The sequence below is a fragment of the Variovorax sp. 22077 genome, from assembly GCF_052044195.1.
GTDB classification, from domain to species: domain Bacteria; phylum Pseudomonadota; class Gammaproteobacteria; order Burkholderiales; family Burkholderiaceae_C; genus Variovorax; species Variovorax atrisoli.
In genome coordinates this window covers 26,323-43,120 of sequence record NZ_JBQEQC010000018.1, presented here as the reverse complement: position 1 = coordinate 43,120, position 16,798 = coordinate 26,323, and the positions used below count along the sequence as shown (strand labels likewise).

Here is a 16,798-nt window from a genome sequence, read left to right as displayed (position 1 = left end):
CGGAACCGGCTTTGCCGGGCCGCCGGTGTTGCCCCCTCGAAGGGGGTTGGCGCAGCGACACGAAGTGCGCGAAGCCTGGGGGTGGTCAAGGTATCGGTGGACGGGGGAACTTCATCTCGCCGGGTTCGAGCTCGAAGTCGTGGTGCAGCGAGGCGCTCTTTCCGTCGGGTGCGAGCGCGAAGCGGCCGATCAGCCGGCGCGTCACGCCGAAGGTCGGGTCGCTCTCGAGGTTCTCGTCGTCGTCGGCGAACACCTGCGTGATTAGCACCTTGTGGCCCGGCTTGCTCACCATGAAGTGCAGGTGCGCGGGCCGGTTGGGGTGGCGCTTCTGCGCGCGCAGCAGCACGCCGCAGGGGCCGTCGGTCGGCACCGGGTAGCCGGCCGGGCGCACGCTGCGGAAGTGGAAGCGGCCCTCGGCATCGGTGGCAAAGCGCCCGCGCAGGTTCATGTTCTCCTGCGACGGGTCCTGGTTCTCGTAAAGGCCGACGGGCGAGGCTTGCCACACATCGACCGTGGCGCCTTCCACCGGCCGGCCCTCGTGGTCGCGCACCGTGCCCGTCACCTCCAGCGGGGTGCCCGGCGTGCCCGAGCGGGCGATGTTCTCGCCCTGGGCGCAGGCCGGCGCGTTCGCGCGCCAGAAGGGGCCGAGCAGCGCGGCCGGCGACTCGCCCTGCGGGTCCTGGTTGTTCTGCAGCGCGACCACGGTCGACACGCCCAGGATGTCCGCCGCCAGCACCACCTCGTTCTTGGTCTCGCCGGTGGCCTGGCCGATGGCGACGATGAATTCGAGCGCCTGCTCGAACTCCTCTTCCGTCAGCTTCACTTCCTGCACCAGCGCGTGCAGGTGGCGGGTGACCGCTTCCATCACGGTGCGCAGCCTGGGGTCGGGCGTGTGTCTCATGGCGTCGAGCACATGGCCCAGCACCGAGCGGGGGGAGGTGGCGATGTTCATGGCAAGTCTTTGCAATCGTTTGCACGATATTAGTCCAAATCGCCGAAAAGTAAAATGGAGGTGATCCGGGGTCTTCAAATGGCAGAAAGCCGACCTGAGCCGATGCCCCCTGCGACAATCGTTTGCACCAATGGCCGTCAACCCATCCGCCCCGTCTTCGCCCGTCACCATCCGCGACGTCGCCCGCGCCGCCGGCGTGCACGTGTCCACCGTCTCGCGCGCGCTGAGCCCGGAGAAGCGCTCGCTGATCAGCGAGGAGGTGCTGCGCGTGGTCGAGGAGGCGGCGCAGCGCCTGGGCTATCGGCCCAACCGCGCGGCCTCGGCGCTGCGCACGGGGCGCACCCACACCATCGGCGTGCTGGTGCCCGACATCACCAACGCGGTGTTCCCGCCGATCCTGCAGGGCATCGAGGCCAGCGCCGCCGCGCGCGGCTACTTCGTGTTCGTCACCAACGTGGTCGACCACTCACTCGCGCGGCCGGTGCTGGAGCGCATGCTGGCGCAGCGCGTCGACGGCGTGGTCATGGCCACCGCCACGCGCGACGATCCGCTGGTCGACTTCGTCACCAGGGCCGGCATGACGGCCGTGCTGGTCAACCGCGCCGACGAGACCGGCCGCCTGCCGGCGGTCGTCAGCGACGACCGGCTCGCGATGAAGCTCGCGGTCGACCACCTCGTGGGCCTGGGCCACAAGCGCATCGCGCACCTCGCGGGCCCGCAGACCATTCCCACCGGCGTGGGCCGGCGCCTGGGCGTGGAGCAGGCGCTGCGCGACCACCGCATGAAGCCTTTCCGCGTGGTGGAGTGCGCGAGCTACAGCCGCGAGGCCGGCGCCGAGGCGATGAAGCAGATGCTCGCGGCCGGCGCCGCTCCCCAGGCCGTGGTGTGCTGCAACGACCTCGTCGCGCTGGGCGCCTACGACGCGCTGCGCGAGGCAGGCCTGCGCGTGCCGCAGGACATCTCGGTCACCGGCCACAACGACATGCCGCTGGTCGACATGGTCGCCCCGCCGCTCACCACCATCCGCCTGCCGCACCGCGAGCTGGGCTGGCGCGCGGCCGAGATGCTGTTCGAGGAGATCGATGGCCATTCGATGTCGGCATCGACCGTGGTGCTGCGCCCCGAGCTGGTGGTGCGCCAGTCGACCGCCGCGCCGGCAGGCACGCGCTGAGCCCTCGCCGCCGCTACCACCACCAGCGGGCGATGTCGTCGCTCAGGCCCATGTACAGCAGCAGCAGCGTGACCAGCACGACGATGCACTTGGTGCGCAGCGACATCTTCGGCTTCGGCGCGAAGACTGCGGCGCCGCCGAGAAAGTGCACGCCGCAATGCGGGCATTGCCGCACCTTGCCGTAGATGAGCTCCCCGCACCGTGCGCAGGGCACCTCGTCGGGACCGGGCTCCGGCGGCGGCGGGTCGGCGTCGCGCCGCCCGTCCCGCAGGCGCTGCTGCTGCAGCCGCGCGCGGCGTTCGCGGTGCGCGGCGAGGTCGATGGGGTCGTTGGGCTTGTCGGACATGCTCGGATGAGAACGACGTATCCGGCTAGCGTGCCACAGCCGCGCGCTGCGTGGGTTTCCTGCGGGCGGCGGGACGGCGCGGCGGCTTTGCTTCCAGCACCAGCTCGGCCGGCAGCTGGTCGTTCCACGACTCGGTGAAGTAGGCGCGGTCGCTGGGCACCAGCTGCGGCAGCGCCTCGCGAAGCAGCGCCAGCGATTGCTCGGCGGCCTTCAGCTCGCCCGCATGCGCCGCGTACCAGGCGTGCTCGAACAGCAGGCTGCAGTGCTGCAGGCCCGGGTAGCGTCGTCGCCCGGCCTGGTGGTCGGCCAGCCGCGCCTGCGCCACCTGCACCCAGCGCGCGGGCCAGTGGGTGGAATCGAAGGCATCGGCCAGCGGGCCGGCGAGCCTCGAGATGGCGGCCGGGTCCAGCGGCTTCTGCGCGCGGAACTGCGCGAGCGTGGGCTGCCGCTCCGGCCGGCAGTGGCCGCGCGCGATGCGCATCAGGTAGATCGCGTTCCATGCCGAGCGGCCCTGGCCGTCGGTGTGGCCGCAGAGCCATTCGCTGAAGGCGATCCACTGCACCGCGCGGCGGGTGGTGTCGGTGTTGCCGTCGTGCGCCAGCGCGGGCAGGTCGGCGAGGCCCACGCGGTCGAAGAGCCACGCGGCCATGCCCATGTTGGCCGCCACGTGCTGCGCCGCGTCGAAGGAGTGCGACTCGAACGCCGCCGCCAGCGCCTCGCCGAAGCGCTGCAGCGACTCCTCCGCCAGCGCGGCGGCGGCGGGCTTGTCGTCGGCCGCGAGCGCCAGCGCACGCGAGCGGCAGGCCAGCGCCCACAGGTTGCACCACTCGAATCGCACGTCGGGGTGGTGGCGCAGAACCAGGGCGCGCACCGCGTCCTCGGCCATGCCGCTCAACAGCGACTGCGCCAGCGGCAGGTCGCGCGCGGTGTAGGCGCACCATGCGGAGACGATGCACTCCATCGCACCCAGGTAGTCGTTGCCCGCCACGTGGTGCGCGAGCCGCTGCTTCTTGAGCGCCTGCAGCCGGCGCCGCGCCTGCTCGTTGTCGCCGAGGCGGCGCCACAGCATCGCCTCGTTGAGCGTGACCAGCGCGCGCTGGAAGTCGGTGGCGGCGAGCGTGCCGGCCAGGCGGATCGATTCGAGCGCGCTGCCGCCCGCGTTCTCGCCGGCCTTCTCGCCCGCCACGGGTGCCATCAGCCGCCCCTGCCGCGCCGCCTGCTGCGAGGCGACGAGCTGCTTCCAGAAGGCGGCGTCCTGCAGATGCACCGCGTCGGGCGGCGGCGAACCGGCGGCCTGCCGATGGCTGCGGGAGCGCAGTCCGAGGAACGAGGCGATCTCGGCAGCGGTGGCCGCGCGGCCTTCCACCAGCACGCGCACGCGCTTCGCCTCGGCGGCAGGCAGCCAGAAGGGGCCCTGGCTGCGCCGCTCGGCGTTCAGGAAGCGGGGCTCGCGCTGCGTGTCCTCGCCCCAGCCGGCATCGATGCCCCAGGCCTTGAAGTCGCGGAATGCACGGCTCACCACCATGCGCAGCGTGCTGGCGTCGGACACCTCGCCGCGCAGGTCGGCCAGCCGAACCACGCCGGCTCCGGCCTCGTGGGCATGCTGCATGCGCACCAGCAGCCACAGCGACTGGAAGGCCGCGCGGCGGCCGTTCACCGACTGCGGCGAGGTGAGTTCGATGAAGACCTGGTTGGCGTGTGGAGCTGACTTGGGCACGCCCCCGATTTGAACCTCAAAACAGGGGCGCCACGGAAGAAGATGCCGCGCGGCGCGTGGCCTCAGTACCTGTGCTCGTCCAGCAGCCGCGGCACCTCGCTGCGCCCGATGCCCAGGTCGCGAAGCTCGTGCTCGCTCATGCCGGCGAGCTGCCGCGAGTGGAGGCGCGCGCGGCGGCGATTCACCACGCGGCGGCGCCAGCCGCGCAGGGCATGGATCAGGCGTTGGTGAAAGGACGTTGGCTTCGGCGCGGTCACGGTGGGCTCCTTGGTTGGTGGGCCCATCTTCCCGCCGGGCATGCTATTGTGGAAGTTGAGAATCCTGAGACTCTCAATCAGTCTTCCTGATAGCAGCTATTTCCCGATGCGACAGCTCAACCTCGACCAACTGCGCACCCTCATCGCGATCGTCGACCTCGGTACCTTCTCGGCCGCCGCCAAGGCGCTGCACCTCGCACAGCCCACGGTGAGCCTGCACATCAGCGAGCTCGAAGCGCGCCTGGGCGCACCGCTGGTGCTGCGGGGCAACCGGCGCATCACGCCGACGGCGGCGGGCGCCGCGCTGGTGGAGCGCGGGCGCAAGCTGCTGCGCGACACCGACGACGCGGTGGAGGCGGTCAAGCGGCAGGCCGAGGGGCGGGTGGGCCGCGTGCGGCTGGGCACCTCCACCGGCGTGCTGGTCGACCTGCTGCCGCAGGTGCTGGAGGCGCTGGGCGCGGAGCACTCGGGCATCGACGTGGAGGTGAGCATCCGCGGCTCCTTCGAGGCCATGGAGCGGCTGGCCGCGGGCACGCTCGACATCGGCCTGGTCGCGATTCCGCAGCCGCCGCTGCGCGGCATCGTCGTCACGCCCTGGTGCGAGCAGCCGATGATGGCCTTCGTGCCGCGCCGCTGGAAGGCGCCGAAGCGCGTCACGCCCGCATGGCTCGCTGCGCAGCCGCTGATCTTCAACGAGGCGACCACGCACATGTACCGCCTCACGATGGAGTGGTTCGCCGCCGCCGGCTTCGCGCCGCGTGCGCGCATCGAGCTCAACTACGACGCCGCCATGCGCAGCCTGGTGTCCGCCGGCTACGGCGCGGCGCTGCTGCCGCTGCAGCAGTCGACCGACCTCGTGCCCGGCAACGACCGCATGCAGATCCTGCCCGTGAGCCCCAAGCTCACGCGCCGCGTGGGCATCGCGCACCGCCAGCATGCGCTGCTCGACGGCGCGACGCTGAGCGTGCTCGAGGTGCTGAAGAGCTTCAGCCAGGCCTGAGCATTCCGAGCCGCGCACCCATGTGCGCGAGGCGCAGGGGGAGCTTTCGCACATCGTCGGCGATGCCGTGGTCGCGCCAGCCGAAGATGCGGTGCACATAGGCATCGGCCGCACCATCCACCGCCATGCAGGCGACGCGCAAGCCGGTTGAGCGTGCCTCGGCCACGGCCTGGCGGGCATCTTCGATCAGATACGCGGGGTCGTGCACGTCGATGTCGGAGGGCGCGCCGTCGGTCACGACCAGGATCGCTCGCCGGTCGTTGGGCTCGCCATACAGGTGCGAGGCGGCATGGCGCAGCGCTGCGCCCATGCGCGTGGAGTAGCGGCCTTGCACGGCCGCGAGCGTGGCCTGCAATGCGGCGTCGGGCGGCTGGCCGAAGTCGAGCAGGCGGTAGTAGTAGACCTCCGCGCGCGTGTTCGACGAGAAGCCGTGGATCGCGAGGCGGTCGATGCCGTGCGCCGCCTTCGATGCCGCGAGCAGCAGGGCAGCCTGCTTCTCGATGTCCAGCAGCGAGAGGCCGTGCAGACCCGGATCGTTCGCCGACGCCGACAGGTCGAGCAGCACCAGCAGGCTCGATGGGCGCCGACCCTTGCCCGCTCGCATGAACAGACGCGGGTCGGGCTGCAGGCGCGCGCGGCGATCGATCATGACTTCGACGGCGGCGTCCAGGTCGACGTCGTCGCCTTCCCACTGGCGGCGCAGCCGGTGCGTGCGGTCGAGATGGCGGGCGCGGAGCGGGGCTAGCGGCGGGATGCGTTCTCCGCCGGCCATGGCCTGCTCCCGCGGCGCGCGAAGGCCTTGCCAGGCGGGCAGCTTCTCGATCACCGTGCACCAGTCGGTGCGCAGGCGCTCCAGCCTGCGGTCCCATTCGGCATAGGTGAAGCGGCCCAGTTCCGTCATCTCGTCGATGCCCTCGGGTGGCCGGTCGTCGCTGCCTGCGTTGCGCGCATCCGTTGGCGGTGGCGGCCGTGCGCCCGATTGCTGGAGCGCGATGGCCTCGTCCGGCGGCGTATCGGCGTCGCCGAAATCCCAGAGGTAGCTGTTGTCGTCGCGGTAGGGCGCGGGCACGGCGTAGTCCCGGGGCTCGAAGCGCACGCGCATCTGGCCGAGATCGTTGGCGAGGATGGAAGCGATGGCGCGGAAGGCGTCGTAGTCTTCCAGGCCCGCGCGCGCCGCGGCTTCGTCGAACAGGCGGCGAGCCTTGTTGACCCAGTGGTTGTCGTCCTGCCATGCAGGCAGCGCCAGCATGCGGTCCATGCGTGCGATGAGCGCAGCGAAGCCGAGGTCCTTCGGATCGGGCGCGGGCGCGGGCGCCTGCGATCCGGCGAACCAGCCGCGCAGGCCGGGGAACTCGCGGCACAGCAGTTGCTCGACGCGCGCGTCCTCGATCGCGGAGGCAACCGCGATGACCATGGGCTTGAGCCCGCGCGCCGGTCGCGCGGGCGTTGAGTAGCGCAAGTGCGCGACCGCATGCGCGGCCATGGCCCGGCGCAGGCTTTCCGCAGCCGCGCCTCCGGGCAGCAGCAGGCGCTTGCCGACGAGCACGGCGCGTGCGCCGGCCATGGCCTGCACTTCCACGTCGATGCCGGCGAGACCGCGGGCCAGCAGCGACAGGGCGGCATTCATCCGAACTGCGCTTCGACAAAGCCCCGCAGCGCGCTGGCCATGTCGGGGTCGTCCGTCAGTGCGCGCGTCATCGTCATCTCGCAGCTCTCGCGCGGCGTCACGCCGTCGCGGATCAGCACCCCCGCGTAGATCAGCATGCGCGTCGACACGCCTTCGTCGAGCCCCCGCTGCTTCAGCTCGCGCGAACAGCGCGCGATGGTCACCAGCCTTGCCGCGAGGTCGAGCCCCACCTGCGCCTCGTGCGACACGATCTCGGCTTCGAGCGCGCGGTCGGGGTAGTCGAACTCCAGCGCGGCGAAGCGCTGGCGCGTCGAAGGCTTCATGTCCTTGGCGCTGCTCTGGTAGCCGGGGTTGTACGACACCACGAGCTGAAAGTCCGGATGCGCACGCACCAGCTCGCCCTTCTTGTCCAGCGGAAGGACGCGCCGCGCGTCCGTCAGCGGGTGGATCACCACCGTCGTGTCCTGCCGCGCCTCCACCACTTCGTCGAGGTAGCAGATGCCGCCGTGCCGCACCGCCAGCGTCAACGGGCCGTCGTGCCAGGCCGTGCCGTCGGCGTCGAGCAGGTAGCGGCCGACGAGGTCGGAGGCCGTCATGTCCTCGTTGCAGGCCAGCGTGACCAGCGGCCGGCCCAGCGACCACGCCATGTGCTCCACGAAGCGCGTCTTGCCGCAGCCGGTGGGGCCTTTCAGGATCAGCGGCATGCGGTGGCTGTACGCCTGCCGGTACAGCGCCACCTCGTTGCCCGCGGGCCGGTAGAAAGGCTCGGTCTCGATGCGGTAGGCGGCCAGCGGATCGGCAACCACCGCGTTCATCGGTGTTGCGCCGGCTCGTTCGGAATGCCCTCGATCGGACATTCGGGCGTGCCGACCGTGCTGCGCGTGAACGACTCCACCATCTCGCGCGTGCCCTCGGGGTCGTTGATCCACTTCGTGTAGAAGTTGTACGGGCAGGCCGCCACGCCCTTGTCGCCGTCGCCCGAGTTGATGGTGCCGGTGTAGCCGCGATGCACCAGCTTGAAAAGGTGGTTCTGCGACTGGCCGTTCTTGCGCGCGTCGCGGATCAGGCCCATGGAGAGTTCGGCATAGTTGATGCCCATCTCCTCCTCGCCGCATTCGCCCAGCGTGCGGCCGTCGAAGCCGATGAGCGCCGAGTGGCCGAAGTACGAGTAGACGCCGTCGAAGCCCGCCGCGTTGGCCACCGCCACGTAGGTGTTGTTCATGAATGCCATGGCCTTCGACACCATGATCTGCTGCTCCTTGGCGGGGTACATGTAGCCCTGGCAGCGGATGATGAGCTCGGCGCCGCGCATCGCGCAGTCGCGCCAGATCTCGGGGTAGTTGCCGTCGTCGCAGATGATCAGGCTGATCTTCATGCCCTTGGGGCCTTCGCTCACGTAGGTGCAGTCGCCCGGATACCAGCCCTCGATGGGCACCCACGGCATGATCTTGCGGTACTTCTGGACGATCTCGCCCTTGTTGTTCATGAGGATCAGCGTGTTGTAGGGCGCCTTGTTCGGGTGCTCCTCGTGGCGCTCGCCGGTCAGCGAGAACACGCCCCACACGTTGGCGCGGCGGCAGGCGTCGGCGAAGATGGCCGTCTCCTCGCCGGGCACGGTGGCGGCCGTGTCGTACATCTCCTTGGCGTCGTACATGATCCCGTGCGTGGAGTATTCGGGGAACACCACCAGGTCCATGCCCGGCAGGCCCTTCTTCATGCCGACCAGCATCTCGCCGATCTTGCGCGCGTTGTCCAGCACCTCGGCCTTGGTGTGCAGGCGGGGCATCTTGTAGTTGACGACCGCGACGCCCACGCAATCGTTGCTGCTCGAAATATCACCGTGTCTCATGACGCTGCTCCTGAAGGATGGTTGATGAAGAAAGAAAACAAGAAGGCCCGGATCGGCGTTCAACCGATCCGGGCCTTCCGGTGGAGCAATGGGTTCGTGTCGTCGGAGCCGATTGTTCTCAACTCATCGCGAGCTGCACATACGTCATTTCGCTGATTGCGGCGGCAATGCGCTCAGCGCGGGCGCGCGTAGCCGGACTCGATCCACGCGCCGGCGCTGGTGGCGGTGAGCCTGAAGGCGGGCGACACGCTCACGCTGGCGAGTTCGCTGTCGTCGGCGTCGTCGTAGGCCGTGAGCGTGGCCGTGGGGTTGTCCTCGTCGGGAACGATGGCAAGCGCCACGCGCACGCGCCGGTCGTCGCGCGCGGTGACGGTCACGCTCTTGTTGAGTGTGGCGTGCAGCTGCTGCTCGTGGCGGCGGATCACTTCGGCGGCGGTCTTCACCAGCGTGGAGAAGGCGGGGCCGTCGAGCGGCTTGGGGTTCTTCTTGTCGCGGCCCATGGTCCAGGGGCCGACGAGGGCGGGCTCGGGGTCGCCGTGGCGGGTCATCTCGACGGCCCAGCCGTCGTCTTCCTCGTTCTTGATGATGCGGGCGGTCCAGCGGTCGTCGCGCCAGAGGCGGTCTTCCTGCAGGGGGAGGGTGTCGGAGTCTGTGGTCGGTTCGGTCATTCGGTTGCTGTCGTTCTGACGCGAGGCATTTTCGCCTCGGCAGCGGGGCCTCCGATGTGGCGCGCGAGGCCTTCGGCCAGCGCATCGAAGGCGACGCGGCAGCGCGGGCTGCCGCGCAGGTCCTCGTGCATCGTGACCCAGGTGTCGAGCTGCAGCGAGAAGGCGCGCGGCATCAGCCGGACCAGCCCGGGTTCTCGGCTGGCCAGCGCCACCTGGCAGATGCCGATGCCGGCACCGGCGCGTATCAGCGCCAGTTGCGTGAGGTCGCTGTCGGTGCGCACAGAGAAGGTGTCGCGCGTGAAGCCCTTGAGCGACTTGCCCGCGTTGCGCACGAAGGCCGTGGGCTGGTCGTACCCGATCAGCGAGTGGGCGGCCAGCTCTTCGAGTTTGCGCGGCGTGCCATGGCGCGCGAGATAGTCGCGATGCGCGTGGAAGCCCAGCTCGATGTTGCCGATGCGGCGCGCCACCAGCTGCTCCTGCCTGGGGCGCACCATGCGCACGGCGATGTCGGCCTCGCGCCGCAGCAGGTCCTGCACGCGGTTGGTCGACACCAGCTCGACCTTCAGCGCAGGGTGCGTCTCGCGCAGCCTCGCGACGATGGTCGGCAGCACTTCCGCGCAGACGACCTCGCTGGCCGACACGCGCACCACGCCGCGCACGCCTTCGCCCTGGCTGCTGGCGGCGCGCTCCAGCGAGGCGGCCGTGCTTTCCATGGCCTCCGCATGCGTGCGCAGCGCCAGCGCCACCTCCGTGGGCAGCAGCCCCGTCTGCGAACGCGTGAAGAGCACGGTGCCCAGCGCCTCCTCGAGCGCCGCCACGTGGCGCCCGACCGTGGGCTGGGTGATGCCGAGGGCGCGTGCCGCGCCCGAGAGCGAGCCCTCGCGCAGCACGCTCAGGAAAGTGCGGTAGAGCTCCCAGCCGATGTTCGAAGTCATACATAAATGTATGGCCGGTAGCTCATGTTCGGCAATTCCAGTGGAGCCGGCGCGGTTCCAGAATTCTTCCATCGGCAACAACTTCTGGAGCATTCCATGGCAAACGACACGGTCCTGGTTCTCGGCGCAACGGGCGGCATCGGCGGCGAAGTGGCCCGGCAGCTGCGCGATGCAGGCTGGCAGGTGCGCGCGCTGAAGCGCGACGCGCAGGAAGGAAAGCGCGAAGGCATCACCTGGCTGGCCGGCGACGCGATGGACGAACAGGCGGTGCGCCGCGCCGCCCGTGGCTGCTCGGTCATCGTGCACGCGGTCAACCCGCCGGGCTACCGCAACTGGTCGCAGCTGGTGCTGCCGATGCTCGACAACACCATCGCCGCCGCCAAGGCCGAAGGCGCGACCATCGTGCTGCCGGGCACGGTCTACAACTTCGGTCCCGACGCCTTCCCGCTGCTGGCCGAGGACTCGCCGCAGCGCCCGCTCACCCGCAAGGGCGCGATCCGCGTCGAGATGGAGCGGCGCCTGGAAGAGGCCAGCCGCCAGGGCGCGCGCGTGCTGATCGTGCGTGCCGGCGACTTCTTCGGCCCGAAGGCGGGCAACAACTGGTTCTCGCAGGGGCTGGTGAAGGTGGGGCAGCCCGTGCGGGCCGTGAGCTATCCCGGCAGCGCCGGCGTCGGCCACCAGTGGTCGTACCTGCCCGACGTGGCGCGCACCATGGTCGAGCTGCTCGCGCGACGCGACCGGCTGGAGCCCTTCGCCCGCTTCCACATGGCCGGCCACTGGGACGCGGACGGCACGCGCATGAGCGATGCCATCCGCAAGGTGGTGGCGCGCCGTACCGGTGCCAGGGTCGGCGTGTTGGCCTTCCCGTGGTGGCTGCTGACGCTGGCTTCGCCCTTCGTCGTCACGTTCCGGGAAATGCGCGAGATGCGCTACCTGTGGCGCACGCCGGTGGCGATGGACAACGCGAAGCTGGTGGCCTTCCTCGGCCGCGAGCCGCACACGCCGCTGGAGGAAGCCGTGGAAACGGCGCTCGACGGCATGGGCTGCCTGGCTGCAGCACCGGTGGCCGCGGCCGCCTGATCGCCTGATCGCCTGATCGCCTGGGGCAACGGCTCAGAAGACCGAGAGCCCCGTGCGCGCCACGAAGAGTTCGAGCGCCTTCATTCCCAGCAGCGAATTGCCGGTGGCGTCGAGCGCGGGCGACCACACGCACAGCGTGAGCCTGTCGGGCACCACCGCGACGATGCCGCCGCCCACGCCGCTCTTGCAGGGCAGGCCGATGGAGAAGGCCACGTCGCCCGCCGCGTCGTAGGTGCCGCAGGTGAGCATCAGCGCATTGATGCGGCGCGTCTGCCGCTCGCCCGTGACCTCGGGCTCTCCGTCGAGGGGATGCGCACCGTCGCGGCACAGGAAGGCGGCGGCGCGCGCGAGCTGGCGGCAGCTCATGCGCAGCGCGCACTGGTGGAAGTAGGTGTCCAGCACGGTCTCGACGTCGTTGTCGATCTTGCCGAAGCTCTTCATGAAGTTGGCCAGCGCGATGTTGCGAAAGCCGGTATCGGCCTCCGACTGCGCCACCTCGTCGTCGAAGGCGACGGGTTCGCCGCACAGGCTCGACATGAGTGCGAGGATGTCGGCCTTGGCGCTGCCGCCCGCGGCCCTGGCCTGGCTCACCAGCCGGTCGGCGACCGCGATGGCGCCCGCATTGATGAAGGGGTTGCGCGGCTTGCCCTGTTCGTTCTCCAGTTGCACCAGCGAGTTGAACGGGTTGCCCGAGGGCTCGCGGCCGATGCGCTCCCACAGCGCGTCGCCCATGCGCTGCATGGCGAGCGTGAGCGTGAAGAGCTTCGACACGCTCTGGATGGAGAAGGGCGTCTCGAAGTCGCCCGCGCCGGCTTCCTCGCCCTCGCAGGTGCGCAGCGCGATGCCGAACTGCCGCGCATCGACGCGCGCGAGCGCCGGAATGTAGCTGGCGACCTTGCCGCCCTGGCCGAGCTGTGGGCGCAGGGTGGCGACGATCTCGTCGAGGACGGGCTGGAACCAGGTGGCGGTGTTGCTGCTGCTTATGCGCTGCGTTGTACCGCAGGCCGCCGGTTGACCAGCACGATGCCCAGCGCCACGCCGACCAGCGCCACGATCAGCTGCGCCGTGAGCGGCTCCTTCAGCAGCGCCACGCCGAACACCAGCGCGAACAGCGGCGTGAGAAAGGTGAAGGACGACATCTGCGTGGCCGGGTAGTGCCGCAGCAGCCACATCCACGCGAGATAACTCGCGAAGGCGCCCACCACCGTCTGCAGCCCGATGGAGGTCCAGGCCCAGGCGGAATACGAGAAGCCCCAGTGCTCGCCCAGCACCAGCGAGAGCACCGGGCACGCCGCCGCCGTGACGGCGACCTGATAGAACAGCGTCTTCTCCGCGCTGGCCGTGGCCAGGCGCGTGGTGCGCAGCGTGAGCGTGGTCAGGCCCCAGAGCATGCCGGCCGCCAGCGCCATGCCGTCGCCGATGAGCTGCGACGAACTCATGTGGGCGAAGCCCTCGCTGAAGGCCAGCACCACGCCCGAGAAGGCGATGAAGAGCCCCAGCCACTGGAAGCCGCGCAGCCGCTCGGCCGGCACCCAGCGCGGCAGCAGCAGCGAGACCCAGAAGGGCGCCGTGTAGAGGAACACCGTGAGCCGCGAGGCGCTGGTGTGCTGCAGCCCCAGGTAGATGCCGGCGAATTCGCCAGAGAACAGCAGCCCGGCCAGAAGCCCCGGCCACAGCGTGCCGTCGCGCTCGAAGAGCGGCACGCGCCGCCACACGCACCACAGCCACAGGAGCGCCGTCGCGCCGACCATGCGGATGGAGGCCTGCCACATCGGCGGCACCTCGGTCACGGTGGTCTTGATGAGGATCTGCTGCAGGCCCCAGAAGGCGCAGCAGGCGATGAGAAGGCCGACGGCGAGGCCGTCGAGATGGGTCTTGCGCTGGATCATTCGGGGCGGTCGCTCGAAACGGGGTGGCGGCGGTTGGCCGCCGAATTCATCCGATGATCGTATCGTGTCCGGGCAACCCGCGTGGGCTCACTGGGCAAATGCATCCAGCGCCGGCAGCGGCGCCTGCCGCTCGAAGCGCTGGCCGATGGCCTGCAGCGCGGCTTCCAGGAACTGCAGGAACATGCCCATGGCCACCGAGGTCGTCTGGCCCGAGCGCTGGTAGAGGCAGCTGAACGAGCGCGCGCCCGCGTCGGCCAGGCCGGTCCACACCAGCGTGCCGCGCTCCACGTCCTCGGCCACGTTCTCGGGAATGAGGAAGCCGATGCCGGTGCCTCCCGCCACGAGGCGCCGCACCATCGCGACCGAGCTGGTCTCCACCAGCGGGCGCACCTTGCGGTGCTCGCGGTGGTCGATCTGGTCGACCATGGCGCGCAGCTCGGTGTCGGGCGTCATGAGGATCAGCGGGTGGTCCAGGCAGTCGCGCAGCCGCGGCAGCTTCCCCAGCGCCGCCAGCGGGTGGCCCGGCGGCGTGACCAGCCCCAGGTGCTGCGGAAAGCTGCGGATCTCCTCCACGCCCGGCGGCGGCTTGCGGCGCAGGCAGAAGCCGATGTCCGATTCGCCGTTGGCCACCCACTTCAGGATGTTCTCGCCGCTGCCCGAGCGCACGCCGTAGGTCACGCCGGGGTAGTTCTTCATGGCCGTCTCGATGACCTCGGGCACCAGCTGCTCGGCCGAGGAATGCGGCACCGCCAGGTTGATGTGGCCGCGCCGCAGCGAGCGCAGGTCTTCCACCTGCGCCAGCGCGTTGTCGAAGTCGCGCTGCCCGCGCCGCACGGCGGCCACCATGATCTCGCCGGCCGTGGTCAGCTGCATGCCGCGCGGCAGCCGGTCGAAAAGGGGCGTGCCCACCTGCTCCTCGAGGTTGAGCACCTGCTGATGGACCGCGGCGGCCGTGAGGTGCAGCGCCTCTGCCGCCTTTCGCACCGAGCCGCGGCGGGCCACTTCGTCGAAACAGCGGAAGGTCTGGGAGATGGCGCGCATGGTCGCGGAGTGTATGGATTTTCTATACGCGCTGTACGAAACAAACAGATTTTCCTGACGGGCGATGTGGCCTAGATTCGCACCGTCATCCAATATTCCGAGGTTCGTTCCCGTGACCACCACCACCGTCGACCAGATCACCCAGCGCCGCCGCGGCACCGGCCTGATCGCCCACGACCCGGCGCTGAGCGCCGGCGGCTACACCCTGATCGCGCCGCAGACCGACGACGGCAACGTCTACCTGGTCGACATCGAAGGCCGTGTCGTCCACCAGTGGAAGATGCCGGTGCGCCCGGGCCGCGCGGCCGTGATCCTTCCCAACGGCAACCTCGGCTACAACGGCAACCACGCCGATTCGCCCGAGATCTACCCGGCCTGGTCGCTGTGGCACGGCGGCGATTTCTACGAGGCCACGCCCGAGGGCGAGATCGTCTGGCGCTTCCAGGACCCGACCCATCACCACGACGCCCGCTGGCTGGCCAACGGCCACCTGCTGTACGCCGGCTGCGCGCCCGTGCCGGCCGGCTTCGCCGAGCGGGTGCCCGGCGGCACCGCCCACGGTCCGGACGAAACCATGTACGGCGACGTGATCCGCGAAGTCGACCGCGACGGCAGGCTCGTGTGGGAATGGAAGGCCTGGGAGCATCTGGCGCCGGAAGACTTCCCCATCCACCCCGGCTTCGGCCGCACCCACTGGCCGCTGGTGAACGGGCTCGACGTGACGGCCGAGGGGCTGGTGCTCATGAGCCTGCGCACGACCTCGGGCATCGTCGGCATCGACCGCGCCACCGGCGGCGTGAAGCTGCACATCCCGCCGTCGGTGCTGTCGCACCAGCATGCGCCCGTCGCGCTGGACAACGGCAACATTCTTGCTTTCGACAACGGCAACTTCCGCACCGGCAAGCATGTGGCGTTCTCGCGCGTTCTCGAAATCGACCCGGCCTCCAACGAGGTCGTGTGGCAGTACGCGGACGAGCTGGTCAACGCCTTCTACACCGCCTACATGGGCAGCGCGCAGCGCCTGCCCAACGGCAACACGCACGTCACCGAGTCGGCCACGGGGCGCCTGTTCGAGGTCACGCCGGCCGGCGAGGTGGTGTGGGAGTACGTGATCCCCTGGTTCGCCGAATACCCCGACGAGGCCGCGCGCAAGTACGTGCCCGGCCGCCAGAACAGCGTGTTCCAGACCTTCCGCTACACCGCGGCGCAACTTCCCTGGCTCAAGGTTTCCGCATGACGACGTCTTCTTCCTTCTCGCTTCGCCGCCTCCTGCTCGCGCTGGCTGCGGCGCTGCCCTTCGCGGCGCAGGCCGCCGACGCGCCCAAGCCGGTGCGCATCCTCAGCAACTGGTTCGCCCAGCCCGACCAGGCCGGCTACTGGCAGGCCCAGCAGGACAAGCTCGGCCGCGAAGCCGGCATCGAGATCAGCGTGCTGCAGGGCGGCCCGAAGATCCAGACCATCCCGCAGGTGGCCTCGGGCCAGGCCGAGTTCGGCATCGGCAACGCCGACGACGTGCTGCTGGCCCGCCTGCGCGGCGCGCCGGTGCGCGCGGTGTTCGCGCACCTCGACTACGTGCCCTACACGCTGGTCTACCACGCCGACCCGGCCGTGAAGTCCATCGCCGACCTGCAGGGCCGCACCTTCGCGGTGAACATCGGCAATGCCTACTGGGAGTGGACGAAGAAGCAGTACAAGCTCGCGGGCACGCGCGAGATCCCGGTGAGCGGCGACCTCGGCCTGTTCCGCAACGATCCGAAGATGGTGCAGCAGGGCTATTCGCTCTTCCTGCCCGCGCGCATGGCCGCGGCCGGCGTGCAGGTGCAGCAGATCACGCTGGCTTCGCTGGGCTACCGGCCCTACGACGTGCTCTTCACCACCGACGACATGATCCGCAAGAACCCCGCGCTGGTGAAGGCCACCATCGCCGCGGTGCAGAAGGGCTGGGCCAACTACGTGCGCAACCCGCAGGGGCTCAAGCCGCTCATCACCGGCATGAACAAGCAGATGACGCCCGAGGTCTACGACGCGGCCAACAAGGAAATGATCGAGACGCTGATCTCGCACGACCTCGGCCGCATCGGCTGCATGACGGACGCACGCTGGAGCGAACTCGCGGGCCAGCTGCGCAGCGTCGGCTTCCTGCCCGCTGGCTTCGACGCGAAGCAGGGCTACGACCGCACGCTGGTGCCGGGCTGCAACCCATGAGCGGCGCGGCCGTCGGGCTGGAGGGCGTGGGGGGGGGTGGTGCGGAGAGCAAGGAGGGTGG

General features: G+C 70.0%; 17 protein-coding genes. 5 read left to right on the top strand and 12 right to left on the bottom strand.

Features of this window, described 5'->3' with window-relative positions; translation table 11 throughout:
• Positions 1 to 85 precede the first annotated feature (85 nt).
• On the bottom strand, positions 86 to 952 hold the full coding sequence (locus ACTJLF_RS23575) for a dioxygenase family protein (RefSeq protein WP_132756024.1): 867 nt from the start codon (positions 950 to 952) through the stop codon (positions 86 to 88).
• Positions 953 to 1,082: 130 nt separating this feature from the next.
• Between ACTJLF_RS23575 and ACTJLF_RS23570 the strand changes: the two genes are divergently transcribed.
• The gene (locus ACTJLF_RS23570) at positions 1,083 to 2,123 is read left to right on the top strand and encodes a LacI family DNA-binding transcriptional regulator (RefSeq protein WP_354423502.1); all 1,041 of its coding nucleotides are present in this window, start codon (positions 1,083 to 1,085) and stop codon (positions 2,121 to 2,123) included.
• Between the two features lie 13 nt (positions 2,124 to 2,136).
• Here ACTJLF_RS23570 and ACTJLF_RS23565 read toward each other — a convergent pair whose 3' ends face one another.
• The 3 genes from ACTJLF_RS23565 to ACTJLF_RS23555 form a co-directional block, all read right to left on the bottom strand.
• Positions 2,137 to 2,469 (bottom strand): hypothetical protein, encoded by a 333-nt coding sequence (locus ACTJLF_RS23565; protein WP_126183494.1) that lies wholly within the window; start codon positions 2,467 to 2,469, stop codon positions 2,137 to 2,139.
• Between the two features lie 25 nt (positions 2,470 to 2,494).
• Complete coding sequence (locus tag ACTJLF_RS23560; RefSeq protein ID WP_019653502.1) at positions 2,495 to 4,186, bottom strand: hypothetical protein; 1,692 nt, start codon at positions 4,184 to 4,186, stop codon at positions 2,495 to 2,497.
• 62 nt (positions 4,187 to 4,248) lie between these two features.
• A complete protein-coding gene (locus ACTJLF_RS23555; RefSeq protein ID WP_440884013.1) occupies positions 4,249 to 4,443 on the bottom strand; it encodes a DUF1127 domain-containing protein in 195 nt (64 codons plus the stop codon).
• Positions 4,444 to 4,549: 106 nt separating this feature from the next.
• Between ACTJLF_RS23555 and ACTJLF_RS23550 the strand changes: the two genes are divergently transcribed.
• Entirely contained in the window at positions 4,550 to 5,443 is an 894-nt protein-coding gene (locus ACTJLF_RS23550) for a LysR family transcriptional regulator (protein WP_019653500.1), read from the top strand.
• Here the strand turns inward: ACTJLF_RS23550 and ACTJLF_RS23545 are convergent.
• From ACTJLF_RS23545 to ACTJLF_RS23525, 5 genes are all read right to left on the bottom strand, one after another.
• Positions 5,430 to 7,070 carry a nitric oxide reductase activation protein NorD gene (locus ACTJLF_RS23545; protein WP_440884012.1) on the bottom strand — a complete coding sequence of 547 codons (1,641 nt, stop codon included), beginning with the start codon at positions 7,068 to 7,070 and terminating at the stop codon, positions 5,430 to 5,432. The two genes, ACTJLF_RS23550 and ACTJLF_RS23545, sit on opposite strands and share 14 nt — an antisense overlap.
• The gene (locus ACTJLF_RS23540) at positions 7,067 to 7,885 is read right to left on the bottom strand and encodes a CbbQ/NirQ/NorQ/GpvN family protein (protein WP_440884011.1); all 819 of its coding nucleotides are present in this window, start codon (positions 7,883 to 7,885) and stop codon (positions 7,067 to 7,069) included. Before ACTJLF_RS23540 ends, ACTJLF_RS23545 begins: the two co-directional genes overlap by 4 nt.
• A complete protein-coding gene (locus ACTJLF_RS23535) occupies positions 7,882 to 8,919 on the bottom strand; it encodes an aliphatic amidase (RefSeq protein WP_132801761.1) in 1,038 nt (345 codons plus the stop codon). The genes ACTJLF_RS23540 and ACTJLF_RS23535 overlap by 4 nt, the downstream gene beginning before the upstream one ends.
• A 173-nt stretch (positions 8,920 to 9,092) precedes the next feature.
• Positions 9,093 to 9,587 carry a hypothetical protein gene (locus ACTJLF_RS23530; protein ID WP_126183481.1) on the bottom strand — a complete coding sequence of 165 codons (495 nt, stop codon included), beginning with the start codon at positions 9,585 to 9,587 and terminating at the stop codon, positions 9,093 to 9,095.
• Positions 9,584 to 10,522: a LysR family transcriptional regulator gene (locus ACTJLF_RS23525; protein ID WP_132801764.1), complete on the bottom strand. Its 939-nt coding sequence runs from the start codon at positions 10,520 to 10,522 to the stop codon at positions 9,584 to 9,586. Before ACTJLF_RS23525 ends, ACTJLF_RS23530 begins: the two co-directional genes overlap by 4 nt.
• Positions 10,523 to 10,618: 96 nt before the next feature.
• Here ACTJLF_RS23525 and ACTJLF_RS23520 point away from each other — a divergent pair, with 96 nt between their 5' ends.
• Complete coding sequence (locus ACTJLF_RS23520) at positions 10,619 to 11,602, top strand: SDR family oxidoreductase (protein ID WP_132801767.1); 984 nt, start codon at positions 10,619 to 10,621, stop codon at positions 11,600 to 11,602.
• 33 nt (positions 11,603 to 11,635) lie between these two features.
• On the opposite strand, the gene ACTJLF_RS23515 is transcribed toward ACTJLF_RS23520, so the two are convergent.
• From ACTJLF_RS23515 to ACTJLF_RS23505, 3 genes are all read right to left on the bottom strand, one after another.
• Positions 11,636 to 12,586 (bottom strand): glutaminase, encoded by a 951-nt coding sequence (locus tag ACTJLF_RS23515; RefSeq protein ID WP_132801769.1) that lies wholly within the window; start codon positions 12,584 to 12,586, stop codon positions 11,636 to 11,638.
• Positions 12,583 to 13,491, bottom strand: coding sequence for a DMT family transporter (locus tag ACTJLF_RS23510; protein ID WP_132756000.1), 909 nt, complete (start codon positions 13,489 to 13,491; stop codon positions 12,583 to 12,585). The genes ACTJLF_RS23515 and ACTJLF_RS23510 overlap by 4 nt, the downstream gene beginning before the upstream one ends.
• An 87-nt stretch (positions 13,492 to 13,578) precedes the next feature.
• Entirely contained in the window at positions 13,579 to 14,532 is a 954-nt protein-coding gene (locus ACTJLF_RS23505; RefSeq protein ID WP_126183476.1) for a LysR family transcriptional regulator, read from the bottom strand.
• A 112-nt stretch (positions 14,533 to 14,644) separates the two neighbouring features.
• On the opposite strand from ACTJLF_RS23505, the gene ACTJLF_RS23500 reads away from it, so the two are divergent.
• Both ACTJLF_RS23500 and ACTJLF_RS23495 read left to right on the top strand, forming a co-directional pair.
• The gene (locus ACTJLF_RS23500; protein WP_019653490.1) at positions 14,645 to 15,769 is read left to right on the top strand and encodes an aryl-sulfate sulfotransferase; all 1,125 of its coding nucleotides are present in this window, start codon (positions 14,645 to 14,647) and stop codon (positions 15,767 to 15,769) included.
• Positions 15,766 to 16,737 (top strand): ABC transporter substrate-binding protein, encoded by a 972-nt coding sequence (locus tag ACTJLF_RS23495; RefSeq protein WP_019653489.1) that lies wholly within the window; start codon positions 15,766 to 15,768, stop codon positions 16,735 to 16,737. The genes ACTJLF_RS23500 and ACTJLF_RS23495 overlap by 4 nt, the downstream gene beginning before the upstream one ends.
• The last annotated feature ends 61 nt before the right edge of the window (positions 16,738 to 16,798 follow it).